This is a genomic window from Burkholderia sp. PAMC 26561 (assembly GCF_001557535.2).
GTDB lineage: Bacteria > Pseudomonadota > Gammaproteobacteria > Burkholderiales > Burkholderiaceae > Caballeronia.
Genome location: NZ_CP014310.1, coordinates 185,301 through 210,491, shown reverse-complemented (window position 1 = coordinate 210,491; position 25,191 = coordinate 185,301). Strand labels below are relative to the sequence as shown.

17 protein-coding genes and 4 pseudogenes are annotated in these 25,191 nt (G+C 58.6%); 11 read left to right on the top strand and 10 right to left on the bottom strand.

The annotated features are described in order from the left end of the window. Positions 1-31: 31 nt before the first annotated feature. The 7 genes and pseudogenes from AXG89_RS31500 to AXG89_RS45055 all read left to right on the top strand — a co-directional run. Entirely contained in the window at positions 32-940 is a 909-nt protein-coding gene (locus AXG89_RS31500; RefSeq protein WP_236873596.1) for a type II secretion system F family protein, read from the top strand. Continuing rightward, positions 937-1,896: a type II secretion system F family protein gene (locus AXG89_RS31495; RefSeq protein WP_062174482.1), complete on the top strand. Its 960-nt coding sequence runs from the start codon at positions 937-939 to the stop codon at positions 1,894-1,896. Before AXG89_RS31500 ends, AXG89_RS31495 begins: the two co-directional genes overlap by 4 nt. Next, positions 1,893-2,765 (top strand): tetratricopeptide repeat protein, encoded by an 873-nt coding sequence (locus tag AXG89_RS31490; protein ID WP_062174480.1) that lies wholly within the window; start codon positions 1,893-1,895, stop codon positions 2,763-2,765. The genes AXG89_RS31495 and AXG89_RS31490 overlap by 4 nt, the downstream gene beginning before the upstream one ends. After that, complete coding sequence (locus AXG89_RS31485; RefSeq protein ID WP_069638477.1) at positions 2,762-3,256, top strand: TadE/TadG family type IV pilus assembly protein; 495 nt, start codon at positions 2,762-2,764, stop codon at positions 3,254-3,256. Before AXG89_RS31490 ends, AXG89_RS31485 begins: the two co-directional genes overlap by 4 nt. After that, positions 3,253-3,921 (top strand): TadE/TadG family type IV pilus assembly protein, encoded by a 669-nt coding sequence (locus tag AXG89_RS31480; RefSeq protein ID WP_062174478.1) that lies wholly within the window; start codon positions 3,253-3,255, stop codon positions 3,919-3,921. Before AXG89_RS31485 ends, AXG89_RS31480 begins: the two co-directional genes overlap by 4 nt. Further along, on the top strand, positions 3,918-5,678 hold the full coding sequence (locus AXG89_RS31475; protein ID WP_062174476.1) for a VWA domain-containing protein: 1,761 nt from the start codon (positions 3,918-3,920) through the stop codon (positions 5,676-5,678). The genes AXG89_RS31480 and AXG89_RS31475 overlap by 4 nt, the downstream gene beginning before the upstream one ends. 460 nt (positions 5,679-6,138) lie before the next feature. After that, a pseudogene (locus AXG89_RS45055) lies at positions 6,139-6,219 on the top strand (phage portal protein); the annotation flags it as partial. A 319-nt stretch (positions 6,220-6,538) separates the two neighbouring features. Here the strand turns inward: AXG89_RS45055 and AXG89_RS31465 are convergent. The 4 genes and pseudogenes from AXG89_RS31465 to AXG89_RS31450 form a co-directional block, all read right to left on the bottom strand. Continuing rightward, positions 6,539-7,506: pseudogene (locus AXG89_RS31465) on the bottom strand (IS110 family transposase). A gap of 114 nt (positions 7,507-7,620) precedes the next feature. Continuing rightward, positions 7,621-8,703: pseudogene (locus AXG89_RS31460) on the bottom strand (IS630 family transposase). A 224-nt stretch (positions 8,704-8,927) separates the two neighbouring features. After that, complete coding sequence (locus AXG89_RS31455) at positions 8,928-10,028, bottom strand: IS5 family transposase (RefSeq protein WP_062174889.1); 1,101 nt, start codon at positions 10,026-10,028, stop codon at positions 8,928-8,930. A gap of 89 nt (positions 10,029-10,117) precedes the next feature. Further along, positions 10,118-11,200 carry an IS630 family transposase gene (locus tag AXG89_RS31450; protein WP_119024744.1) on the bottom strand — a complete coding sequence of 361 codons (1,083 nt, stop codon included), beginning with the start codon at positions 11,198-11,200 and terminating at the stop codon, positions 10,118-10,120. Positions 11,201-11,322: 122 nt separating this feature from the next. Here AXG89_RS31450 and AXG89_RS31445 point away from each other — a divergent pair, with 122 nt between their 5' ends. Beyond that, complete coding sequence (locus tag AXG89_RS31445) at positions 11,323-12,375, top strand: IS630 family transposase (protein ID WP_062174470.1); 1,053 nt, start codon at positions 11,323-11,325, stop codon at positions 12,373-12,375. Between the two features lie 250 nt (positions 12,376-12,625). Here AXG89_RS31445 and AXG89_RS43750 read toward each other — a convergent pair whose 3' ends face one another. The 3 genes from AXG89_RS43750 to AXG89_RS31430 all read right to left on the bottom strand — a co-directional run bounded on the left by AXG89_RS43750 (position 12,626) and on the right by AXG89_RS31430 (position 17,474). Further along, positions 12,626-15,904, bottom strand: coding sequence for a bifunctional diguanylate cyclase/phosphodiesterase (locus AXG89_RS43750; protein WP_062174468.1), 3,279 nt, complete (start codon positions 15,902-15,904; stop codon positions 12,626-12,628). 108 nt (positions 15,905-16,012) lie between these two features. Next, complete coding sequence (locus tag AXG89_RS31435; RefSeq protein WP_082771678.1) at positions 16,013-16,450, bottom strand: phosphate ABC transporter substrate-binding protein; 438 nt, start codon at positions 16,448-16,450, stop codon at positions 16,013-16,015. Positions 16,451-16,460: 10 nt separating this feature from the next. Then, positions 16,461-17,474: a hypothetical protein gene (locus tag AXG89_RS31430; protein ID WP_162916168.1), complete on the bottom strand. Its 1,014-nt coding sequence runs from the start codon at positions 17,472-17,474 to the stop codon at positions 16,461-16,463. A gap of 830 nt (positions 17,475-18,304) precedes the next feature. On the opposite strand from AXG89_RS31430, the gene AXG89_RS31420 reads away from it, so the two are divergent. Further along, positions 18,305-18,769: a MarR family winged helix-turn-helix transcriptional regulator gene (locus AXG89_RS31420; protein WP_062174888.1), complete on the top strand. Its 465-nt coding sequence runs from the start codon at positions 18,305-18,307 to the stop codon at positions 18,767-18,769. 336 nt (positions 18,770-19,105) lie between these two features. Here the strand turns inward: AXG89_RS31420 and AXG89_RS43745 are convergent. Continuing rightward, positions 19,106-19,390: pseudogene (locus AXG89_RS43745) on the bottom strand (DDE-type integrase/transposase/recombinase); the annotation flags it as partial. 2,547 nt (positions 19,391-21,937) lie between these two features. On the opposite strand from AXG89_RS43745, the gene AXG89_RS31400 reads away from it, so the two are divergent. Both AXG89_RS31400 and AXG89_RS31395 read left to right on the top strand, forming a co-directional pair. Further along, a complete protein-coding gene (locus AXG89_RS31400; RefSeq protein ID WP_062174461.1) occupies positions 21,938-22,567 on the top strand; it encodes a hypothetical protein in 630 nt (209 codons plus the stop codon). A gap of 117 nt (positions 22,568-22,684) precedes the next feature. Further along, entirely contained in the window at positions 22,685-23,626 is a 942-nt protein-coding gene (locus AXG89_RS31395; protein ID WP_082771677.1) for a S1C family serine protease, read from the top strand. A 191-nt stretch (positions 23,627-23,817) separates the two neighbouring features. Here AXG89_RS31395 and AXG89_RS31390 read toward each other — a convergent pair whose 3' ends face one another. Together AXG89_RS31390 and AXG89_RS31385 are read right to left on the bottom strand one after the other, a co-directional pair. Continuing rightward, positions 23,818-24,387, bottom strand: coding sequence for a plasmid fertility inhibition factor family protein (locus AXG89_RS31390; protein ID WP_062174457.1), 570 nt, complete (start codon positions 24,385-24,387; stop codon positions 23,818-23,820). A gap of 209 nt (positions 24,388-24,596) precedes the next feature. Further along, the gene (locus tag AXG89_RS31385) at positions 24,597-24,974 is read right to left on the bottom strand and encodes an SET domain-containing protein (protein ID WP_236873595.1); all 378 of its coding nucleotides are present in this window, start codon (positions 24,972-24,974) and stop codon (positions 24,597-24,599) included. Between the last annotated feature and the right edge of the window lie 217 nt (positions 24,975-25,191).

Sequence of the window (25,191 nt, the reverse complement as noted above, 5' to 3'; positions counted from 1 at the left end):
CTCGTTCGTATGCGCGATCCTAGGCGGACTGATGGTGATCACCGTGCTCGACCTGCGTAGCAAGCTGCCGGAAGCGCGCATCAGGACGCGCATGCAGCAGTCGTTTGTGGCCAAGCCGACGGTAAAAGGCGTCCTCGAAGCTGACGCGATGTTTACCGTCGACCGTCGCGAGAACGCGCTCACCCGCTGGTTCAGCCCGAAGCTCGCGCGCTTGCGCACGGTGTCGGGCAAACGCGGTATCCGCATCGTGATCGGGGCGATCGTGGGCGGGGAGCTGGTCGCGCTGCTCATGACCCATTTCATGCCGTTGCCCGACTTCAGCAAGCCGCTCCTGATCTTCGGCCTGCCCGTGTTCCTCTGCATGCGCGCGTACAACGGACTCGTGCAGGGTTTTCGCAAGAAATTCCTCGACGGCTTCCCGGACGTCATTGACCTCATCGTGCGTGCGGTCCGCGCGGGCGTGCCAGTCACGCACGTGATCGGTTCGGCGGCGGAGGAGTGTCCGGAGCCGCTCAAACGCGAGTTCAAGCTGATGGGCGATTCGCTGCAGGTCGGGCGCGATCTCGACGAAGTGCTTGCCACCGCGATGCGGCGCATCGAGGTAGCCGACTTCTCGTTCTTCTGCGTGTGCCTGCTGCTGCAGCGCGAGACCGGCGGCCAGCTCGGCGAAACGCTCGAGAACCTAGCGGTCATCGTGCGCACGCGCCGCGAGATCCGCCAGAAGACCAAGGCGCTCACTGCCGAGGCCCGCATCACGACGAAGATCCTCGCCGCGATCCCGATCTGCATCATGGCCTGTCTCTACCTGATGAACCGGGACTACATCATGATCCTCTTTAACACGGAGGCCGGTCACAAGCTGCTCACCTACGCGCTCGTGTCGGTCGTCTTCGGTCTCGTGCTGATCAGCAAGCTGGCCCGCCTGGACACGTCGCGATGAGCCCCGAGAACACCCAGACCCTCATCAACCTGCTGATGCTGCTTGCGCTGTTCGCCGCGCTCGCCATCTGGTGGCAGACGAAGCACGGCGGCAACCGCGGACGCATTGCCGAGCGGGCGCGCCTGGCTGTGCGCAACCAGCAGCTCATCACTGCGCCCGAGGACGAGGTGGTGGAAGAGGAAGCGTTCAAGGCGCGCCTCGTGCGCCGTCTCGGCGCACTCGGCGAGAAGCTCCCGCTGTTTGACGCCAAATACCGCGCGAAGCTGCAGCGGGACATGGTGCAGAGCGGCTACCGCAGCCAGTCGGCCGCCTCCGTGCTGCTCTCGGTCAAGTTCTGCTTCGGTCTGGCGGCAGCCGCCGTGACGATCATGATGGGCACACACCTGCCCGTCGTGGGTCCCTATCCGCTAATGCGCGGCGTCGCGATGCTCGGCGCGTTCATTGTCGGCATGATGATTCCGGAATACGCCGTGTCGTTCCGCTCGTCGCGCCGCAACAAGCGCATGGCGGGTTCCCTGCCCGACGCGCTCGACCTGCTCGTCATCTGCACGAACGCCGGTAACAGCCTCGCCGTGAGCATCCGGCGCGTCGCCGACGAACTCGCGACCATCTGCCCGCCGCTGTCCGAGGAATTCATGCTGACCGCCGACGAACTCAAGCTCTCCGGCGACAGCACCCGCGCGCTGATGAGCCTCGGCGAGCGCATAGACCTGCCGTCGATCCGCGCGCTGATCTCGACCCTCACCCAGTCTATGCGGTACGGCACCCCCATCACGCAGGCGCTGCGCACGCTTTCGCGCACGGAGCGCCTGCAGCACATCGTCTCTCTCGAGGAGAAGGCGGCGAAGCTCGCCCCGAAGATGGTCCTGCCGATGATGCTGTTTATTCTCCCGGCGGTCGTCGCCGTTGCGGCCGGCCCGGCCGTCATCCAGCTCATGGACTTCCTGCACAAATGAACGCTTTACGACCCAACACGTTCGCGCGCGGCGCATGCTTCGCGGCCATCGCCGCCACGCTCGTCTTTGCCACGTCCGCATGCACGACGACCACGCAACGCGTCGCGGAGACGCGTCCCGTCACGCGCAACTCGGCGCCTAGTTCCATGAGCGAGTTACGCATCGCGCAAAGCGCGCTGGACTCGGGGAACATCGATCTCGCGACCACGCTCTTCGAGAAGGTGGTGAAGGCGGACCCTCATTCGGTGCCGGGCCTGGCGGGCCTTGGCGACACGCTTTACGCCGTGGGCGACTTCACGCGCGCGGGCGTGTACTACGAGCGCGCGAGCGCGGCCGACGCGAGCGCGGCCGCGCCGCTCGTCGGAAGCGCCCGAGTGGCGATTCGCCAGCGCCGTTTCGACGACGCCATCGCGACCTATCGCAAGGTGCTCGCGCGCACGCCGGACGAGCCGATGTCGTCGGCGGGGCTCGGCGTCGCGCTCGACATGAAGGGCGATCATGCGGCAGCGCAGGCGGTGCTGCGCCAGGCGCTCAAGACCAATCCTGGCGATCCGGTGCTGAGCGTGAACCTTGGCCTGTCGCTCGTGCTCGGGGGCAATCCGCGCGAGGGCGCGAACGTGCTGCTCGACGTGACGCGCTTTCCTGGCGCGCCGCCGCAGGCGCGCCAGGACCTGGCGCTCGCCTACGGGCTGCTCGGCAACGACGACGCGGCCGCGCAGATCCTCGGGCGCGACCTGCCGAAGGCTTCCGTGCAGGACAACCTGCGCTTCTACGAGGCGCAGCGCACGCGCACGGGCGCGGTCTCGAGCGGCGCGGCGCGGCCGACGGCGGTGCCACTCGCGTCCGTGCAAGCGGCGAGCATCAAGTGAAGGCCGCCGTCGTGTGCGCTTCGCAGCGCTTCCTGAACCGGCTGACACGCGAGGACGGCGGCGTGTCGGCTATCGAATTCGCAATCGCGTCGCCGCTCGTCTTCATCCTCGTGCTGGGAACCGTGGAACTGGCGGTGGACATGAGTATCGACGCGACGGTGCAAATGGCGGCGCAGAGCGCGTCGCGGGTGGGGCTGACCGTCACGCCGCCGAGCTCGGGCACACGCGAGGCGCAGGCCAAGAGCATCGTCCTGTCCGTGCTAGGCGGCTGGCTCAAGATGCCCCGCACCACGGTGACGGTCACCGAGCTCGACTACGGCAACTACAGCAACCTCGGCACTTCGAGCTATTCGGCCGGCGCGGGCGCCTACGGCGACGTGGTGTCGTACAACATCGTGCTGACGACACCGGGCGTCTCGGGTATTCCGCAATTGTTCGGCGTGCCGATGCTCACTTTCCAACGCAACTTCATCGTACAGAACGAAAAATGAGCAGCGTTCCTCCTTCGCTTCCGAAGCGCGTTCGCGCAGTCCTCGGCCGGCTCCTGCGCTCGGAGCGCGGCGTCGTCACGATTGAGCTCGCCATTATCGTGCCGCTGATCCTGTTTGTGATGCTCGGGTTCTGTGAGATCTACCTCTACATGCGCGCGAACAGCATGGTCCAGCAGGCGGCCTTCACGCTCGGCGATTCGCTCGGCCAGACACCGACCGTGATCGACGACGCGTCGACCAGCAACGCCAACAACCTCGGCGCAATGTGGAACGCCGCCGTGATGCTGAGCGCGCCGATCGCGCTGCAGAAGTCGGGCGCCGTGTACATCACGTCGATTTGCGACGGGACGACCACGCCATGCGGCACCGACAAGCCCGTGCAGTATTCGATGGCGTCGGGCGTGGCGAAGATCTGGTGGCAGCAGGGCGCGCCGTGGAACGCGAGCGGTCTCGGCTCGCACGTCGCGAGCGGCAATCTGCTGCCGGCCACCTGGCCATTTCGCAACGGCGATTCGGCCATCGTGGTGGAGGTGATGTACCAGTACGACCCGTTCGCGATCCTGCGGCAGTTCTGGGGCGCGGCCCCCGGCGTCCAGACGCTCTATCAGCGCATCTACGTGTTGCCGCGCTCCGGACAACCGCTCAAGCTGGTGGCCTCCTCATGAAGCCGAATTCTTCACCTGTACCCGCGTCCCGTCGGCGCGACCGCGTCGCGCGTTTCCTGCGGGACGACCGTGCCTCGATCACGGTCGTGTTCGCGTTCTGCATGAGCATGATGATCGCCGTGATGTCGATCGCACTGAACATGATCGACGGCGCCACCTCACGCGCGCGAGCGCAATGGGCTGGCGACATCGCCGGCATCTCGGCCGCGTGGAACTCGCAGCGCTTTAAGACGGTGTACGGCAACGATCTCATGCAGTGGCGCAAGGACGCGCGCGCATACTACGACGCGAACATGCCGACCGGCTTTATGAACATCACCATGCAGGCGAGCGATTTCAACGCCACGATGACGCAGAATTCCGCCGGCGCGCGGGTCGTGAGCGTCTCGACTACCAGCACGCTGCACCTGCTGGCGCCGGTCGTCGTCGACAACAACACCAGCAATGCCGGATCGAGCAGCGCAGCGGATCCGACGGCACTCGGTCCCAATCCCACCGTCTCGACCACCAACCAGATCACGTTCCAGCCGAAGGGCTCGATCGAACTCGTCATGGTGCTCGACAACACCGGGTCAATGGCGGATTCGATCGGCGGCGGCCAGAGCAAGATGGATGCGTTGAAGGCGGCGGCCAACACGCTGCTCGAAAAGCTCACGAACACGGACGTGGAAACGTACATCGGCATCGTGCCGTTTACGACGACGGTCAATCTGACGGGCGGGTTGCTCGGCAGCGGCACCTGGATGGCGCAGGACGCCTTCGCATACAACCATACCAACGTGGCCATGAAGCCGTCGCCGGACGGCACGGTGGCGGGCTGGGGCGGATGCGCAGCCGAGCCGCGCACGTCGGAAACCCACTATCTGTATCCGAACGCCTACAGCCCGGGCGACTCGATGAAGTTCACGCCGTATTACTACAACGTGCCGCAGACCGGCATGCAGGTGCGCAACTACACCGACGCGCTGTGTGGCACGCCCGCCAGCACGCAGTCGGCGCCGGTCATGGGCGTGCCGCTGACGATCGGCGGCGGGCGCGTGAACTATTGCGGATTTTCTCCGCAGGGGGCGGGCATCGGTTCCGTGTACGACAAGCTGAGTTCCGCCAAGTCCACGACGAAAGTGACGCAGAACGCCGATTGCATCGCAAACCCGGTGACATTCCTCACGAACGACGTCAATGGCAAGCTCAAGCCTGCCATCAGCCGGATGTCGCCGAACGGCTCCACTATCGTGCCCGGCGGCCTCCTGTGGGGCTGGCGCATGCTGGATTCGGACTGGTCGCAACAGAGCGCCGGCGTGAATAACGGTTGGATCTCCGACGACAAGACGCTGCCGCGTCCCGAAACCACGCTCGGCCTGCACCGCGTGCTGGTCGTGCTGTCGGACGGTGAAAATTCGGTCGGTTCCGCGAACACGGTCCCGGCGGACAACTACTTCAACGGCTTGTCGGGCGTGGGTTCGAACGACATCTCGGCGCCGACAATCGCGCGCTCGGACGGCACCCCGCTGATCGGCGGCAAGGTCGAAAATTCGACCGACCTCAACACCTTCCAGCTTGGCGTATGCAGTGCGATCAAGGCGAGCGGGGTGACGGTGTACACGATCACCTTCGGCAGCGTGTCGTCCGCGGCGATGTCGACGATGAGAAACTGCGCGACCACCGGCAATTACCTGCCGGCGCCAACCAACGATCAGCTCGACGCCGCTTTCGACACGATCGCCAATAATCTTTCCACACTCCGGCTGACTCAATGACAGGTGGCCCTTCGAGGAAGGGCCGTGGCGACTGGACGACATCGAATGGTTGCGATCGAGTTATTCGCCCGACGTATGCGATCGGTGGCTCACCCTTCTCATGCGACGGCAGTGCTCTTTGTCTCTAACATCGAAGTAATCAATGCGACTGCCAGCGGAGACGGGAGCGAAAAGGGGAATGGGGAAGGCATGCGGAGGGTTCCGAAGATGGCGAGCCCTTAAGAAGAGCAAAAAGGAAGCGGCAAGGAACAAAGGTCGTGCTTTCTCCGGAAATCCGAATTTTCTCTGTGAGAAAACGAAACCGTCATCGGAACATCCGGCTTAAAGACGGTTAGATTGCCCGCTGTGTCCCCTCCTCTGTCCGGCCCCGCTATGCTCGATCGAGTCAATGCTTTATTACCCGTCGGCGCGACGCATGACGGGTTAGCATATTGCGCATCGCGCAATCTGCCTTTGCAGGTACGCGCCCGACGGCAAGAAAGACGGCATCCGGCTCATACCCGTTTCAGAGGTCACGGGGAAGGACGAATGTTTCAACGTCCCGGGCGGTCACCCAAATTCCTCCGGGTGTGGTCACTTCTAACTCCTCTATACGAACGGCCCCCTTTGCCCTCGTTTTCAAGCGTGATAACGGACAGGATGGTTGCATCTCTATATTCGACCTTTTTACGGCCTGCTGCACCGTGCGTCCCTATGAAATCCGCTGACTTGCGCCTCAATCCACCCGCGAGCTAGAAACTCCTTGAAGTTTTCAGGTTTAGTAAGTCCCGGTCCGACCTAGTTTGTCATCTCACTTAATTTCCAACGCAACTTTCGACGTTCATCCTGCTGTGATTGTTATCATCGGCAAGGCCTGATGTTCAAATTGGTTTTTTGCTGACATGCTCCTTTTGATATGGCGTTTGGTTCGCCAATACTGCCCAAATCATTCGCGCCATCATGTTTGCAAGCGCGACCGCCACCACGTTCGAAGGTCGTCGCGTCTGTATTTGCTGGATCCATTTCGAAGGTTTTTTCGCATGTGCCAGAACACTTCTGGCGCCCTGGATCAGTAAAGTCCGCACGTAGGCGTCTCCTCTCTTGCTAATTCCTAGTAGCTGAACCTTTCCGCCCGATCCAGTTTGCCCTGGCACCAGCCCAAGCCATGCGGCAAACTCACGTCCTGACTTTAAAGGCTTCGGATCACCCATCGTCGCGACTGCTGCAGTCGCCGCCGACTCCCGGTATGGCAGCGATTGCCTTGCAAGCCTCGTCCTGCTTCATCCACGCATGCAGACGTCGCTCGATTTCAGTGATCTGCTTGTCAAGGTCTTCTAAGCCGCGCCATTGCTCACACGGCGTGTCTAAAAGAACGGCAGGCAAGCGCTGCAAAACACCCAGAACGGCCTTGTCCAATGCAATCCTGCTTCGAGCCATCACTTCGCCGTATTCAGTGGGCAAAACGAAGGTTGTTAGTTGCATGGTACGAAACTTCACGAGCTGTTGACGCATGCGATGCAGTGCCAAGACGTCTTGTTGTGCCTCGGTCTTTACGGCAATCGCCTTGCTATTCATCTGCGTGGCCATCCAGATCGCACGTGCATCGGCTGCATCATGACCCATTTCGATCAGTCGCCGAGCCCAGTGTTGATCGCCGCCGCCCTCTTCCATTTCAATTAGGCATGGAGAGCGATTTGCAAAGTGCTCGAGAACGCTGCCCGCTTGATTGATTTATTCCCAACCTTGCGGTGTCGGGATCGACCCAATGCTTTTGCATGACGTTCTTTGCGATGTCCACACCAACTATCGTATGCTTCGTTTTCGGACCCTCCGGTTTGCCTGTGAACATCTCATGATCGTCCAATTTGGGTACTTTGATGCCGGGGGCCTATTAAGGTCCGCCTGCGACGCGTCCTGGTCGATTTGCGGGGGTCGTTCATTTCGTTCCACCCTCAGGTTTCAACTAGTGTTGCGTCCCAGAAATAACTTTGCATAGACGGGCGACCTTTTGGAGGATCGAATCGGCAGTTGCTGTCCAGACGAACGCGCGCTTGTGCTGGTTGTACTGCGTCACATATTGTTCGATGCTGACAATCAACTGGCGCACATTCCTGAATGAGCCACGGCGGATGGCCTGTTGGGTAACAAGTCCAAACCAGCGCTCCACCTGATTGAGCCAGCTTGAATAAGTCGGCGTGAAATGCATGTGATAGCGCGGACGCCTCGCCAGCCATGCTTTCACCTTCGGGTGTTTATGCGTAGCATAGTTGTCGACGATCAGATGCACGTCAAGGTCTGCAGGGACCGCTTGGTCGACGTGGTTAAGGAAGGCGAGAAACTCCTGATGTCGATGGCGTGACTAGCATTGCGCGATGACTTCTCCGGTTGCAGCGTTCAGCGCGGCGAACAAGGTTGTGGTTCCGTGCCGCACGTAATCATGTGTGACGCCTTCCAGGTAGCCCAGCCCCATGGGCAACATCGGCTGCGTACGCTCCAACGCTTGGCATTGGCTCTTCTCGTCGACGCAGAGCACCAGGGCGTTGGTCGGCGGGCTTAGATACAGGCCGACAATATCGCGCACCTTCTCGACAAAGTAAGGATCAGTAGAAAGCTTAAAACTCTTCGAACGATGAGGCTGCGCTCCGAACAGCGAGAGGTAACGCGCCACGGAACTCTTCGAAATGCCGGTCTGTGAAGCAGCGGAACGAACGCTCCAGTGCGTAGCCCCATCCGGCTTCTCATGCAGCACCTTTGCCAGCAGTTCGGCCACCGCTTCATCGTCATGCGCACGTGGTCGCCCTGGGCGTGCTTCATCGTGCAAACCGGCGAGTCCACGTTCGACAAACCGCTTCTTCCAGTGCGTAATCGCTGGCGGAGTTACTTCGCACTGCCCCGCAATTTCTAGTGTGGTGTAACCGTCAGCAGCCATCAGAACTATCTTCGCCCGACGAACCAATGAATGAGGTAACGATCGCGAGCGGCTCATCGACAGTAACTGTTCACGCTCCAGTTCCGACACCACAACCTCGATTCCCTTGCGTCCCATGATCGCCTCCATTCCTCCAGATTCGATCATAAACCATTGCATAATTACGTAAAGTTATTTCTGGGACGCAACACTAGCCGGCCGTTGAAGTACCCGTCGCTGATGCGTTCGAGCGCATTAAGCCGAGTGGTGGGTTCGCACTTTTTAAACGCAAAACATGTTTGCGAGCATTCGACGTTGCTCGCGGATTCACGATATCGTGTTTCTCATTGCCTCCTTGCCCCTCAATCCGCGAGTGTGCGCATACGCGTTAGGTTGTAGCCGACCTGCGTCAGCACGAAGAGCTGGTCTACGCGCTCAAGTCCCCGATGCATGACCTGGCGAATTCGACCAACTGTCTTGCCCCATCCGAATACCTGCTCAATGCGCTTACGTTTTTGTTTGCTGACGGCGTATCCTGGCCAGCGCGTAGTTCGCTCGTCAATCGCTGAACCTCCGGGACGTCCATCGTTTTGCGCCACATGCGGCGTGACGCAATTCGCGCGACAACTGGCGACGAAGCCGGTGGCGTCGTAGTTCTTGTCCGCGCCCACCGTGGTGCCGAGCGGCGCAACACTCGCGGCATCGGCGAGCATCAGCACCGCCGCGTCGCGCTCGGCGGTGCCCGTCGCCAACGTCACCTGTGCGTTGACCACCAGGCCGTGCCGGTTGTCGGTCAGTACATGCCCCATATAACAGAGCATCGCTCCAGTTCCCTTGCTCTTGCGAAACAGGCGCGCCTGCTCGTCAGTCGTGGATTGATGCGTTTCGTTACTGCGTTTCTGTCCGCGCCAATTGTCACTCGGGGCGGGCGGTTCGTCAGGAGGCGTGTCATCGTCGTCTGAACTCGCCTTGGGCACAAAGCTCTTGTGCCTGGCCCATGCCTGAATCAACGTGCCATCGACGCTGAAGTGTTCTCGAGAAAGATACCCGCGTTGGCGCGCGGTCTCGACTGTCTCGTTGAACAGCAACACCAGCACGTCGTGCTCGAGCAACCGGTCGCGGTTCTTGCTGAACGTCGAGTGGTCCCATACGGTCCCGTCCATCGGCAGGCCGACGAACCAGCGGAACAGCATGTTGTAGGAAATCTGTTCCACCAGCATGCGCTCGCTACGAATTGAGTACAGCACCTGCAGCAAAAGAGCTCGCACCAGCTTCTCCGGCGCGATGCTCGGCCGGCCTCCTTTCGCGTTGGCTTCGTACATCCGTGCAAACACATCGTCCATGCGTTTGAGCGTGTCATTGAGCCACGTTCGAATCGGACGCAAAGGATGGTCCTTCGGCACAAAATCGTCCAACTTCAACACCGTGAACATTGATTCGGTAAAACCATCTGGCCCACGCATCCGTTCCATCTCGCTCTCATTGATGACATCGGTTCAACGTTTACCCCTTCGTCACGGATGACCGCTACATGAGGTATTTCACCAGCCTGCTAGTGTTGCGTCCCAGAAATAACTTTGCATAGACGGGCGACCTTTTGGAGGATCGAATCGGCAGTTGCTGTCCAGACGAACGCGCGCTTGTGCTGGTTGTACTGCGTCACATATTGTTCGATGCTGACAATCAACTGGCGCACATTCCTGAATGAGCCACGGCGGATGGCCTGTTGGGTAACAAGTCCAAACCAGCGCTCCACCTGATTGAGCCAGCTTGAATAAGTCGGCGTGAAATGCATGTGATAGCGCGGACGCCTCGCCAGCCATGCTTTCACCTTCGGGTGTTTATGCGTAGCATAGTTGTCGACGATCAGATGCACGTCAAGGTCTGCAGGGACCGCTTGGTCGACGTGGTTAAGGAAGGCGAGAAACTCCTGATGTCGATGGCGTGACTTGCATTGCGCGATGACTTCTCCGGTTGCAGCGTTCAGCGCGGCGAACAAGGTTGTGGTTCCGTGCCGCACGTAATCATGTGTGACGCCTTCCAGGTAGCCCAGCCCCATGGGCAACATCGGCTGCGTACGCTCCAACGCTTGGCATTGGCTCTTCTCGTCGACGCAGAGCACCAGGGCGTTGGTCGGCGGGCTTAGATACAGGCCGACAATATCGCGCACCTTCTCGACAAAGTAAGGATCAGTAGAAAGCTTAAAACTCTTCGAACGATGAGGCTGCACTCCGAACAGCGAGAGGTAACGCGCCACGGAACTCTTCGAAATGCCGGTCTGTGAAGCAGCGGAACGAACGCTCCAGTGCGTAGCCCCATCCGGCTTCTCATGCAGCACCTTTGCCAGCAGTTCGGCCACCGCTTCATCGTCATGCGCACGTGGTCGCCCTGGGCGTGCTTCATCGTGCAAACCGGCGAGTCCACGTTCGACAAACCGCTTCTTCCAGTGCGTAATCGCTGGCGGAGTTACTTCGCACTGCCCCGCAATTTCTAGTGTGGTGTAACCGTCAGCAGCCATCAGAACTATCTTCGCCCGACGAACCAATGAATGAGGTAACGATCGCGAGCGGCTCATCGACAGTAACTGTTCACGCTCCAGTTCCGACACCACAACCTCGATTCCCTTGCGTCCCATGATCGCCTCCATCCCAGATTCGATCATAAACCATTGCATAATTACGTAAAGTTATTTCTGGGACGCAACACTAGTCCACTGCGTCATTGACTTCGCACCCCATCTATGTTCGAATTTAGGGCATGGGAAAAATGAATCTGACTGATACCGAACGTGCGCAATTACTTTCAGCGGCACGCAGCCGAACGGTGCGCGCGGCGGACGTGCGACGTGCAAAATTGATCTTGATGCTCGAGGACGGTGAATCGCGCGACGGGATTATGAGCGCACTGGGCTGCGACTCGCGTTTCATCGCACGTTGGTCGGGGCGCTTCCTCAACGAGCGACTGGCCGGCATGTACGCTCGCCATCCCGGGCGCGCTCCTGAGCAGCCGCCTGCCAAGTTGGAAGCGCGTGTACTTAACCGCACCCTCAAGCACAAACCAGCCGACGGTTCGACACACTGGAGTAGCTACAAGCTCGCAGCAGAGCTGGGCGATGTGTCGGTCTCGGCCGTGCAGCGCATCTGGCGCAAGCATGGCATCAAGCCGCAGCGCCTGGAGCGGCACATGGTCTCTAACGATCCGGACTTCGAGACCAAGGCTGCCGACGTGATTGGGCTGTATTTGAACCCGCCGGCGCACGCGGCGGTGTTCTGCGTGGATGAGAAGACCGCGATCCAGGCACTTGAGCGTAAGGACCGGATGCTGCCGCTGTCGCCGGGACGCGCCGAGAGCCATGGCTTCGAATACAAACGCAACGGGACACTCAGCCTGTTCGCGGCGTTCAATACGGCGACCGGCGAGGTGCTGGGCAAGACCGCGTCGCGCCACACCAGCGAGCAGTTTGTGGCCTTTCTGACTGACGTCGTCGCCAGCCAGCCCAAACGTCGGGAAATCCACGTGATCTGCGATAACGTAAGCAGCCACAAGACGCAGCGGGTGGTCGACTTTCTCACCGCGCATCGCAACGTGCGCTTGCACTTCACGCCGACTTACTCTTCGTGGCTCAACCAGGTGGAAAACTGGTTCTCACGCATTCAGCGTGATGTGATTGCTCGCGGCGTCTTCACGTCGGTGAAGGATCTGGATCGCAAACTGATGCGTTATATCCGCGAGCACAATCAAAACCCGAAACCAATCAAGTGGAAATATGACGACCCTTCCCGTCGAATTCGCCCGGTGCCAAGTCAATGACGCAGTGGACTAGGCAATCCTAAGGCGTAAAAGATTCGGTCGCAGTATGGGTGCAACATTCGTTTCGCCTGCGTTTGACGGATCTCAAGACGCAATCGCCGTGTTGGAGCCCAAGGTTTAGATAGGAATTCGATTGCGTGGTGTATCTGATTTAGCCAGTTTTATGCACGGATTTTGCAGAAAGTTGATTGAAAGATACTTGACGTCTCACCCAGCCCGATCCTACAAAGACTCCGAGATTTGATAGACGTTAATTCACGAGTGCTGCAGCCGCGACCGGCCACACGAACGGCTGGCTGAGAAGCTGCTCCAGATCGTGCGATTTCAACGGCCTGCTGTAGTGATAACCCTGGATCTCGTTGCAGGCGTTGTCGCGAAGGAAGGCGAGTTGCGTTTCTGTTTCCACACCTTCCGCGATCACCTTGAGATTCAACTGGCGCCCAAGCGAGATCACGGCCATTGCGATTGCGCGGTCGTCGTCCTTGCCCGGCAGTTCGCGAACGAATGACTGGTCGATCTTGAGGCGCACGATCGGGAAGTGCTTCAACGCGCTGAGACTCGAATATCCCGTGCCGAAGTCGTCTATCGACAAACGCACACCCATCTCCTGCAACTGCCGCATTGTCGCGATCGCGCCGTCGAGATCCTGCATGATCACGCTTTCAGTCAGCTCCAGCTCGAGATACTGAGGATCCAGGCCGCTTTCGCTGAGCGCATGCGCCACGCGCGACACGAGTTCCTTCTGCAGGAATTGCCGCGCGGATACGTTGACGGACACCGTCATGGGTGCGAAGCCCATGTCCTGCCACAGCTTGTTCTGCATGCAGGCCTTGTGCAGCACCCAGTCGCCGATGGAAATGATGAGGCCCGTCTCCTCCGCAACCGGAATGAACGTGGCGGGCGAGATGTTGCCGTCGGTCGGATGCTGCCAGCGCAGCAGCGCCTCTACCCCGAACACGCTTTCCGTGCGCAGGTCGACTTGCGGCTGATACTCGAGATGAAACTCCCCGTTCGATAACGCCACGCGCAACTGCTCCTGCAGCCGCAGTTTTTCGTGCACCTTGATGTTCATCTCGTGCGTGTACATCTGGTAGTTGTTGCGCCCGAGTTCCTTGGCGCGGTACATGGCGGCATCGGCGTTCATCAGCAGGCTTTCGGCGTTGGCGCCGTCGGCCGGATAGCTCGCCACGCCCATGCTGCACGTCACCCGATATTGCTCGCCGTTCAGTTCGACCGGTTCCATGATCCGTTCGCGGATCTTCTCGATGGTCTTGTGGATGCCCGGCCCATTCTGCTCTTCGTCAAACAGGACGATCACGAATTCATCGCCGCCAAGACGAACCACCGTATCCGTTGCGCGCAGGCAATCGGACATGCGAGCCGCGACCGTGCGCAGCAGATCGTCGCCCGCGCGATGCCCGAGGCTGTCATTGATGAGCTTGAAGTTATCAAGGTCGATGAACACCACCGAGACGCCGCGCTCGTATCGCCGCGCATGCAGCAGTACCTGATTCAGGCGGTCGGAGAGCAAGGTACGGTTGGGCAAGCCTGTCAGCGCGTCATGATTGGCCATGTGCCGGATACGCTCTTCGGCACGATGCCGTTCGATGGCAATGCCCGCAATGCGGGTTCCCATTGCGATGACTTGCGATTCGATCGCACTGGGCTCGTGCGCGTCCTGGGCGAACAATGTGAGCGCGCCCAAGGCGCTGCCGTCGTGCGCGAGGATGGGAATCGCCCAGCATGCCTGGAAGCCGCTCAAGCCATACGCCTGCATCTGCTCCATGAAAGCCGGGTCCTTGCTTGCGTCCGGAATGTAGACGGGTTGGCGTGTGTGAATTGCCCGGCCGCTCGGACCTGCATCGAGGCTCACGGGCGAGCCGTTGATCCGCTTCCGGTACAGCTCGGAAAGCCCCGGCGCGGCGCCCAGTTTCAGATGCAGGCCGTCGTCGTCACGCAGCAACGCGACGCACGCAACACGCGAGATCTGCGATTCGAGCAGGCTTGCAAGATAGGACAACACCTCTTCGAGCGGCGTGCTGGTCGCGATCATTTCCAGCACTCGATTGTGCTCGGCGCGGCGCACTTCCGCGCGCTTGCGCGAACTGATGTCGCGCATGATCGCCACCACGCCGTTGTCCACGCGCACTACCTGACGCTGGAGCCATACTTTCGTGTCGTCGGTACACAGGTGCATCCATTCGTGTTCGTGGACCGTTCCGGTTTCCGCTACGGCCGCAAATTCATCGAACATGCCGTTCTGGCGCGCGTCGGGGAAGATCGCGTCGAGACTGCGGCCAACCAGCATCTCGCGGGGCAGTCCGAGCACGACGCTGCCACGCCGGTTGGCGTCGGTCATGACGAAGCCGAGAAGATTGCCGGCGCCATCGCGCTCCGAACGAAAGACGAAAAACGCGTCGAGGCTTCTTTCCGATGCCGCGTAATAGGTCTGCTGCGCCTGCCGTGCGCGGCGGCGGCTGACGGCAAGCTGCCAGCTCGACCGGCTGAGCGCAGCGGCAAGCACGATTAGCAAGGCGCTGGCAATGGCCGTCCACAGGACATAGTTGTGCCTGTGCTTGCGGAAAACCGATAGCTGCTCGCCCTGGCTGAGACCGACCATCGCAATCAGCGGAAAGCCGTGGATTGCGCGGATGGTGGTGTAACGCCGCACGCCCTGGTCCCACGGGCCGACCCTCGCACCGCTCGCAAGCGCCTGCTGCGCGACTGCAATTGCCACGGTCGATATCGACCTGCCCCACGACGTGGACTCGCCCGTTTGCTGGGCGCGCACGACGCCGTCCGTCCCGGCGAGCAGCAGCATGCCCTTGTCGCCCATGCGGGCATATTCATAACCGCTCGTGAAATAGGCCGGGTCCATGGCGAGCATCACGCTGCCGTTGAAGCTGCCATCGGCGTGCTCCAGGCGACGGCTGAAGGTGATCTCGGGCGTGTCAGTATCGTGATTGAGGCTGACGCGGCTCACGCAGGGCATCGATGCATCGATCTGCGCACGCAATGCCGCGAAGCACGGGTCCGTCGAGACATTCGAGGGCCCATGCGACCCGGACGCTGCAAACACGCTTCCGTCGGCTCCCGCGACCGACACTCGGAAAACGATGGACGGCGGCAGCAGGCCCTTCGCCTGCAGCTCGTCCATGGCTGTGCCGCCTTTGGTTTCGTAGGCGTACTTGACCGTCTTGAGCGTCTGGTCGATTGAACTGAGGTTGCGCACCAGTTGTGCTTCATAGGTGTCGGCGATCTCACGGCTCGACTGCGCAGCCGTATCTTCGGCAACATCGCCTTCAACCGAAATCAGATGGAACACCGCTGCCCACGCAATGCAAAGCAGCAGGCCCGTGAAAACGGGTATCAGGATGTAGACCTCGGCAAGCCGTTTCACGATTGCGCGCGCTCCCCGCCCGACGAATTGCGTGGGTCTCGCGGCAGCATTGCCTGCATCGAGGGCACTTTCCGGTTGTCGATCTGAAATACCGCGTTTCGCGGGTAACTCTCGGCGATTGAAGTTCATCGTGCCAATTCCGGTATCTCACTGCGCGATATGGAAAGACAATCGCGTCCTATGTATTTAGGGATAGGACGCCTTGTAAGCGCCTTTGTCGTGCCGCGCCGCTTTGCGCTAGTTGAGCGTCAGCAGCGGTTTGACACTTGCATCGATATCGCGGGAATCCATGTATCCAATGGCGTTCGGCGTCTCGGCAAGCGCTCGCTTGATTGCCGCAGGGTCCTGCACTTCGCGGGGCGGCTGGCCGCGGCCGGTGAAAATCAGCTTGGACCAGTAAGCCTTCATCTGCGAAGAGGACTTCCCCGTGATCCTGCGGTAGAACTCGCTGCGCGCGGCTGCATCCTCGGGCAGATCGACGGGTATGGCGCTGCCGCCACCCGGGAAGTAGGCCGCGCGGCCGAGGAAGATGTCCGCGATCTGCTGTTCGCTCAATGCCGTGAGCGTGCTCTTGGTGGATACGACCACGATGAGCTGGGCCATTGCCGACTCCCCGGACAACCCGAGAAGCATGGCGATCAATGCTGACCTGATGTATTGGTTGGCGTTTTTCACGGTGCACTCATCAGAAGACGAAGTCGAGCGCGGCGCTGATCACATTCGTGCCGCTGCCGAGTTGATAGTTCGGCTGGAAGTTGATGAATGAGCCGGTTGAGTTTGCGGGCAGCCAGACATGGTCGTACTGCACTTTAAGATCCACGTTCTTGACGACGTCCCAGCGCAACCCGAACGAAATGTCCTTCTGCCCCATGTTGTAGTTGTAGGCGAGAGTGGGGCGGTCAAGAGAATGCGCTTGCGAGTAGGTGGCGAACGGCGTGAACTTGCCCAGGCGATAACCGCCTGTCACATAGCCGCTCACGTAGCCCGGCGTGACCTGGTTCACGGTGACGCGTGCGAGTTCGCCCTGAACGAACCACGGGCCACTGTCGTAGGCCGCGGCGATGCTGTAGACATTCACCGGTTCTTTTTCAGGCAGGAAATCCAGCTTGACGTTGGCGTGAAGATATCCGGCGTGCAGCGTGAGGTTGCCGTATTCGACGGTATCGAACACACCGGTGATCGCGGTTCCATATGCTTTGAGCATGCCCGGGTTGACGTGAAACGAGCTGTAGCCGTAGAGCAGCTGAACAGTGTCCGCGACAGCGCCCAGACGCAACCGGTACGACATATCCGCGCCGTCGCTGTTGGTGATTGGCACGGTGTTATAAACCTCGATCGGCACCCGCACCCAGGGATTCGCATAACCCACGTTTCGATAGTCCGAGTTCAGGAAAGTAGGCAGCTCGATCCGCCCGGCACGCACGCTCAGGTCGGGGGTGATGGCGTACTTTACGTTGGCCCACTCGAGCGTTGGCACGAACGTGTTGTTGTAGCGATGCTCGGACACAACCTGGACAACAGCCGATAGCTTGTCGGTGAACTGGCCGGTGAGCTGCAGGCCGATCTTGCTGTCGTCGGCGAAGTCGTACTTGCGGCTATGGCCGGCACCGTTCGGCTCGAATGCGGTACTCGTGAAGTCGGCTGTGTCCAGGCTCGAATGGGTCATGCCGAGCGTGCCGAAGCCGCTCAGCGTGAACATGTGCTTTGCGTTGTCCGGAGCCGGGGTGTCATCCGCAAATGCGCAAGAGATGTATGAGGCGCAAAGAAATCCCATCGCGGCGATGCTGGCGGTGCCGGTGATCCACTGATGCAAATGGCGTTTTCTACTCATCATCAAGACGTTACATCGTGTGTTGTATGCGACTACTAACGGCCTCGAGGGAAGAATCTTGATAGCTAAATGATGTTTATGCTGGCTTACTCCACTGCGCTCGAGCTTCCAGTCCGAAAAAACAACAGTCTGAGCAGTTATTACTGTTGAAGCGCAGGACCACCGCACTCGCTTGATGCTTCGTGGGTTGCGGATGGTGGCGCTGCCTAGTTAAACGAAAAACCGCAGCGCAACCTCGCATCCAAATTCGAACGATTCACGGTTCAGATTACAGCGAGCATATGAGACGACCCTCGTAACGCGGCAATCGACTCGCGAACTTCAAACTAGCGCATGGAAAAATGAACGCCTGCAGGTTGCAGGCGTTCCACAAATCTATAGAGCAGGCGATCGGCAAACGGACGCCGCGCAATCTCAGGCATCGACTGCGTCCGGTGCAAGCCGCCTTGAACGAAGACTTATGTTTTCCGCGTACAGTCGTTTTCGCAATACACAAAGCTTGGTCGGAGCTCCAAACATTGTCGATGACTACCGCTCTCAAAAGCGCCATGGAGCAGGGTGTATCACCTATCCTTTAGCTAAAAACGTATGCATATAAGACCGGCGTGGGTTGCAGCTTAGCGGGCGCTACTTCGGAGCTTGAATCCGTAGGAAAATCATATAAGATAGGTGCCTTTCCAATGGTAAGAGGCTACAACATGTCAAGCGAGCCGCACTTTGACGATCCAGATCGTCCCATGAGATTAGTCGGACAGGTATATCGAACGTTTGCAGCTTTAGTCGACACGCCTTTGCGGCAGCTTGGATTCGCAATTGGCCAAATGCCAGTCTTGTTGACGTTGAAACGTGACGGTGCTCTGTCTCAAGCAGAACTGGCAAGCATCGCACAGGTCGAGCGGTCCAGTATGGCCCAACTTTTAAACCGTATGGAACGTGACAACTTGATCGACCGCGTGCCCGATCCAGCCGACAGGCGCAGCCGACTCATCTCGCTAACCGCACGTGCTTCTAAACAGATGCCTGACGGCAAACTAGTGATGGATGAAGCTTGCGAGACGGCCCTGACAGGCTTGACAAATGAAGAACGAACACAATTGCTGGGCTTTTTGGTCAGGATCGACGCCAATCTAGAGCGAGCGAGAGCTGAGAGTTGCAGTGTATAGCGCCTATCAGCCTTCACCCACTCGAGTAGCCTCTTAAGATCTTTCCTTGTGCTTCCGGATGATCTCTATCACCTCAACTGCAACGCCTGCGGGGCAGCAGCTACGCCGGCCGGTAGACGGTACAAACGTTTGCAGCCTACTGGTGCTGAACTCCCGTCAGGCAAGGTGAACCGTCCCGGTTCAGTGGACGCTGTTGGTGCCGAGGTTAAGCCGCCAGTGGGAAAACTTGATTGCAGAGCTGCGGGTAGTAGTATTTTCCTCAGCTTCGGCGGAAGAAATGTGACCGAGGGTTCCAGCAATCAAGGGTTGTTAAACGTGACGTCCATTCCAGCTTGGTGAACCCCTATCCGAATGGTAAATCAACCGGCTGTGTTGATCTGGTTGGCTTGCCCACACTGCTAGTTCAACGCATCAAGTACAAAACTCGTGCGCATTGAACTGCTGACGCGCTAGCCAACAATGTGCAGGGCGAAGACGTCGACCACAAAGCCAACTAAAGCCATCCCTCCAGGTCGCCACATAGGTAAGATCCAAAACCCACAGGTGGTTCGGTCGATCAGCCTAAAACTGCCGATTGATAAGGTCCAGCGGCGTGCGCAAAAACAAATCTGTTATTGTTGTGAAAGTATTCGCCACTCTAAATCTTTTGCACGAACCTTCCGCTGCGTACCCTTCGTTCGCATGGGACTCATATATGCGAAGGAAGACAGGCTATTGTCATCCCTGCTCGCGCCCCGAGGGAACGCTTGGCGTGGGCGGATATAACGCGACGCGAGGTTTTGGTGGCATAACGGCGGAGGTAGTTCCACGAGGCCGCATAGGTGTAGGCGACGCCCTAGCGCGCATCGACGAGTGATCCCAAGCCGCTTGCTTGAGAGTGTCGTACTCGCGACCGTCGGCTAGCGTGCCAGCAACGTCGAACGGGAGAGGCAATTTTTGATTTTCTGACGGCTCCGCAATTACAACACGTAAGAGCCCTGTCTCGCCCATTTTTCTTTTCAGTCTGATGACCTTGCTGGCTCATTGATGACTAATCACAGACGCAGGTACGTTCCTGGTCTGGTGATGATGAAGTCAGACGGCTAGACCGTTAGTTGAATTTTTTGGTTTAGCTGCGTGCGAGGTTTATCCCTGACTAACGGCATCCTGTCCGACGTTGACCGATGGAGTGGGCAACCATCAATGCGCGCGTCGGGTAGTAGTCAACCCGAAGGAGCCGTCGGACAATCCTAAAGCGGACGTTCAGAATAATCTATGCGATCGTCGGGGTCGAAAATAAGAATGAACATCCGACTTACCTAGACAACTGCGGGCAATCGTATGCCAAGTATGGATAGTGATCACGGCTAGGTGCAGCCCCCCGATCACGCCTGCAAGATGCCGCGTCTCGCGAACGTGGCTATGCACGCCGCAAGACAGCCGCTAACATTCACCCACCCAATTGCAATGGCTTTCCTACCGGCTTGATGCGCTCCCGCCAGGTTGCTTGGAGAGCTTTTTGTTATTTTTTTAATTTGCGGATGTCTAGTATTCGCTGGTGTGAAAGAAGCCGTCTGGGAGGAAGTGGGCAGTGTACGCAGCCGTTCCATCCATCCCCATTCGTACTGTGATTTTCTCTGGGTAGTCGTAGGCCGAACTCGTTCCAATATCGACGCCAGCGCCGATGACGCCGCCGATGATTGCGTTCCCGAACGTTAGAGCTTTTGTAGACGACTTCAATTTCAGTGTCCCGTCTGCAATGCCCGGCATCTGGCAAGCGACGTTTAAATCACCGTATGCACGCGTAACACTTACGGTGCCAGGTGTTGTGACAAACCACGTTCCGTTGCTATTGGTAAGTGAGCACGATGCACCCATAATCCGAGTTCCTCCCATCGAAGTTTGGACATTTATTGATTCGGTCCGCCCACTCACGATGGAGGTGCAGCTAGCGATGAATGGTATTGCGAAAAGAGCAACGAGTGCTTTGGAAAACTGCATTTGGAGACTCCAGAAATCGGAAAGTGCGATTCGAGTTTTTTTACTTAGCCATCGTTACTGGTTTATCGGCATTTTCCGAAAATACTTGAGGACACTGAACGCTGGCACCGTCTATGGGCCGTCGCCTAAAGTTTTTGATCGATCCGCCGTTGTGCAAAGGCTGCGCCAGCACATCCCCACGATAGATCTTGTCGTACAGCGCTTAGAAGCGATACCCGGCTTCTGCCTTCGCTTTCGCGTGTAACGCCATCTGCAGCTTCTGAACACGAATCGGAGTTGATAGGTTGCCCAATCTCCACGTCCTCACTACGTATTGCGTCTGTCTTGAACTGAGGCCCCTTCCCTCCACCAGCATTACCCGGCTTCAACGGTACTACGGGCCTCTCCGTCATCCCAAGGCGCCCGGCCTGTCCCTCACGGGCGTCCGGTTGGTCATCTTTGACCACGCCAAGGGACTTCCCGTGTTGCGTACGCTTTCCTTGTGTACATGCTGTCGCCACTACCCCGGCGCAGCGACTGGGTGTCCTGCATGCTCATCCCCCCAGTCGTATCAGCCTTCCCCGATAGGGTAGTCAGGTCGGCCTGCGCATCGTCCTTTTCGAGGCTTGCTCGGCGTTCACTCGCGTTACGGCCCGCACACTCGCGCTGTCACCGATTCGTGACACGGTTCACCGAAGGCTTCAACCGCTTCGTTACCTCCACGATTGCTCCGGTTGCTTCCGGCTGGAGCGGTTGCCGGGTGGGACTTGCACCCACTGGAAAGCGCCACCTTTTCACGGCGCACACCCACAAGGAACATTCGAAACTGTCGAAAACGGCCGATCATAATGCAGAGACGGCGCGCGGGCCGGTGGCACTATGAAGGGCTTCGGGGCCTAGTGTGAGAGGTAACGAGCCGGCAACGAGCCTAGCGGGCGACATATATAGCACCTCCAGTCATCCCAGCTAAGCGGCTAAGCGCGGTCTCGCTGCGAGCGCGATGCTAAATCCCATCGGCGCTACTCTCAAGTCTCCGGGTCCTCCTGCCGATATCCCGTTAGCGACGACGAGAAAACAGCGCTCGTTGCGCCCGGCTTAAGATCGACCTCGTTTTGAATTGTGTCCACCATGAAAATAAATTCGCGACGACTAGCTTTGCTTGTGCTGTCCTCCGCGTTAGCTTTAACCGCTTGCGCGCCCGTTACAAAAATGCAAACCAACCACGCTTCGGACTATGCGGCCAAGCCGGGGCGTATCTATGTGATGACAGCCTCTGACATGGGATGGGGGCAGGATTTCACGCAAGGTTTTCAACAAGAGTTCGGGATAATTGTCCACGATTGCGGTAGCGTTGCCGGCTTCGGTGAAATCTCAGGGCTTGAACTCAACAAGAACGGCCCCATGGAAAAAGCCGAGGAGTTCCACCCCGATACGCTGCTGAGTATTTCGCATGGAGGCGGGATTGTTACGATGGGAGGTGGTAACCGCCTATCTATTGCCTATGACGCAACATTGACAGATTGGGACCTAAAACGGCCCGTGTGGCGTGGCTCTTTCAATTTCGCCCGAGGCGGCACGCTTATCCCGCTGGCAGAACGTGGAGCTGTTTTCGCGGTTGACCTTACTAACGGCCTTAAACGTGACGGTCTGCTGAAGAGCTGCAGTGAGATCAAGTTGCAACCGGGCAATCGGCTCGAGCATAACGGGACGAGTGGCGGAAGCGCACTGAGTCAACCAAGTACTACCGTGATCAATGATAATCCGCATAATCACCGACGTGGGGCGGTGCCTATGAGCTCCCTAGAAGGCCTACTGCCAGGAGATGATCTTGGTCAGTAAGCCACCATCACCCGTCCGGTCTAAGAACTGTCTGGTACTTGTTGCGCTGGCACTAAGTGCTGCTTCGAATATCTGCTCAGCGCAGCAGACAAATGATGCTTCCAGTCTCTATGAGAAATTAAATTCGAGTGTCTGGACCGTGGTGGTCAATACCAGCACTTCAAAGCAATTGGGAAGTGCAGTCGTGGTACGAGACGGGCAACTCGTGACGAACTGCCATGTGCTATCAGGTGGGCGCTCGATTGCGGTTGTCCACCAGAACGTCAGCTATGGCGCTCGTCTAGTAGCGCCTGTGCCGAGCGTGATCTATGTCTCCTCACGGTTGAGAACTTCCACGCGAACCCCGTAAGCATAGCCCCGGCCAAAACCATCAAGGTCGGGCAACGCGTATTCGCGATCGGCTCTCCGTTAGGCCGGGAAAATACCTTGAGTGACGGACTGATTTCCGGGATAAATCGTGATCTTGCCGGCGCGGTGAACCACATCCAATTCAGTGCGCCTATCTCGCATGGATCGAGCGGTGGCGGGCTCTTCGACGGCGACGGCAGACTCGTCGGTATCACTTCAAGCATGATTCCCTCGTCCGAAGCTGAAAACATAAACTTCGCCATCCCCGCCGAGTGGATCGTAGATATAGCGGCCCGAGCTCAAGTGCAGCTTGCCAGGTGGCGTGAGCAACGAGCCGCCCGCCTTGCAACTACGTCGTCGTCACCGGCTCAACCCCTGGCAAACGCTCAGGAACGAGATGGTTTCGAGAAATCGACCGTGTCTGGCATTCCGATATTGCTCAGTTCTCACGCAAACTGGCGGCAAAACTGTCAGGCGTTGTCAATCCCGACTATAACAACGGTACAGGCGCCACAACACGGCACGCTTCAAATCAAAGACGGCGAATTCCCGGTCAGTTCGTCAACTGGCAATCAGTGCGCTGGGCGCACGATCGCGGGAGTCCAAGTGTTCTACACTTCCAATCCGAACTTTAAAGGCAAAGAAGTGATTAGATACATTAGTAGTGGCGCGCCCAGTGTAACGAGGACTGCGATTGTAGACGTCCGGTAGTTTCAAAATCCGCGGTCTGGAACTCACGCTGTGGCGCAAAGACGGCAATCCACCCCTCCAAAACCGGGACGACGAAAAGTCGCAAAAGGCGATTCGTCGATCACGCGAGAAGTCTGAACATCGACTCCTATACCAGACGTCACTTGGCCTGCTGGGCGAATTGCGCTCCCCTGAGCGCCAATCGGACTCGCCTATGCGTGCGAACTCTCAGGGATCATTAGCTGAACCGTCGTCCAGCTACTGCCCGCCGTACCGGCCAACGAATGAAGAAGTGGCGCTTGTCTCGCATCGCATTCGACCGGAAAGCACTCGGCCTGATTTGCTGCCAGCCAAATCGTCCGCGTGACCCCGTTCGTGAACGCAACATATGGGAACTCAGCGACACGTTCGCCCACCTTGCGGCGGAAGAAAAAAAAGAACGATTTCATCTCGGGCACCGGTTCGCGCGCCATCAAGCAACTGATGCAGGCTAATGGGACCGGATTCGGATCGCCATGACTAAAGCCCTTTACTGCGTGGTGAAACTTGTAGTCTGACCGCCAGCTTTGCTCATCTCCGTGCGCTTGTGCGCGGTGAATGCTGTACGGCTCGGCCTTCCAAAGCTCAAAAAAACGGAGCCTGTCAACTTCGACCACGGCACGTTCGTCGTTCATGTAGTTCGACCGGCTGACGCTCATGTAGGCGTCGCCCGCCGTCGTCGCAACCTTGAAAACCGCTTCGCGTCGATAACCATACGTCTTGATGCCTTCGAAGGTCTTCATCCTTGTCCCTGAGGTAATTAGTCGGCCCTGAACAATGGCCAAAGCCCTTACTGGCGGGCGCTTAAAGGCGAAACCGGATTGCTGGAATTGCAGGATACGGGCATCTTAACGCTCGAAACCCTACAGATTTGCCGTTCGCAGTTTCACAACAATCCAGGAAAGAGCTGGAGTAGATCCGCGCAACTGGAATCCTTCGCATCGAACTCCATTCACTTTACATACAGCATCGTCGAACGGCACTTCTTCGCACCGCACCGACATGCGTAGGCCGCTTTCAGCGCTTTGCTGGGTCGGCTTCCAGCATCCAGACAATAATCGATGAAAATTTCGTCGCCGACTTTGATCTTTTTGATCGCACGGATATAGACGCGATCGTCGTCCTGCTCGGCCTCGCAATTCGGTGCGCAGCTGTGATTAATCCAGCGCGCGGAGTTGCCGGCGACAGCACCGTCGATCACGCGGCCATCGCCGATCCCGAAGAAGAAAGTGTGCCCCGCCTCCGCTTCTGATCGGCCAAACCGTCGATTTGCTTCGTATTCAGACAGTACCTCGCCCTTGTATTCAAGCAAATAGTCGCCACGCGCCATGACCGCCGACGCGAATACCCCGCGCCCGTGAATGGTCGAACGTCGTACGTAAAACCTGCGCATGCCCCTGCTCCGAATATGATGCTTGACGAATGTCCCTCCGATGCAAAATCATACCGTTCCAGACGAGATCACAGCATGGGGCTCATGCGAAAGCGCACCTATTATATGAAACGCCAGCCCGCTCGAGGTACGCTGGTCCGTAATGACGACCGTG

Coding starts and splice junctions, on each gene's coding strand:
- AXG89_RS31445 (WP_062174470.1), top strand. CDS start 11,323: ATGGGAAAAATGAATCTGACTGATACCGAACGTGCGCAATTACTTTCA.
- AXG89_RS31420 (WP_062174888.1), top strand. CDS start 18,305: ATGTCAAGCGAGCCGCACTTTGACGATCCAGATCGTCCCATGAGATTA.
- AXG89_RS31495 (WP_062174482.1), top strand. CDS start 937: ATGAGCCCCGAGAACACCCAGACCCTCATCAACCTGCTGATGCTGCTT.
- AXG89_RS31430 (WP_162916168.1), bottom strand. CDS start 17,474: ATGTTCACGCTGAGCGGCTTCGGCACGCTCGGCATGACCCATTCGAGC.
- AXG89_RS31385 (WP_236873595.1), bottom strand. CDS start 24,974: ATGGCGCGTGGCGACTATTTGCTTGAATACAAGGGCGAGGTACTGTCT.
- AXG89_RS31455 (WP_062174889.1), bottom strand. CDS start 10,028: ATGCGTGGGCCAGATGGTTTTACCGAATCAATGTTCACGGTGTTGAAG.
- AXG89_RS43750 (WP_062174468.1), bottom strand. CDS start 15,904: ATGAACTTCAATCGCCGAGAGTTACCCGCGAAACGCGGTATTTCAGAT.
- AXG89_RS31390 (WP_062174457.1), bottom strand. CDS start 24,387: ATGAAGACCTTCGAAGGCATCAAGACGTATGGTTATCGACGCGAAGCG.
- AXG89_RS31475 (WP_062174476.1), top strand. CDS start 3,918: ATGAAGCCGAATTCTTCACCTGTACCCGCGTCCCGTCGGCGCGACCGC.
- AXG89_RS31490 (WP_062174480.1), top strand. CDS start 1,893: ATGAACGCTTTACGACCCAACACGTTCGCGCGCGGCGCATGCTTCGCG.
- AXG89_RS31450 (WP_119024744.1), bottom strand. CDS start 11,200: ATGGGACGCAAGGGAATCGAGGTTGTGGTGTCGGAACTGGAGCGTGAA.
- AXG89_RS31400 (WP_062174461.1), top strand. CDS start 21,938: ATGCAAACCAACCACGCTTCGGACTATGCGGCCAAGCCGGGGCGTATC.
- AXG89_RS31500 (WP_236873596.1), top strand. CDS start 32: ATGGTGATCACCGTGCTCGACCTGCGTAGCAAGCTGCCGGAAGCGCGC.
- AXG89_RS31480 (WP_062174478.1), top strand. CDS start 3,253: ATGAGCAGCGTTCCTCCTTCGCTTCCGAAGCGCGTTCGCGCAGTCCTC.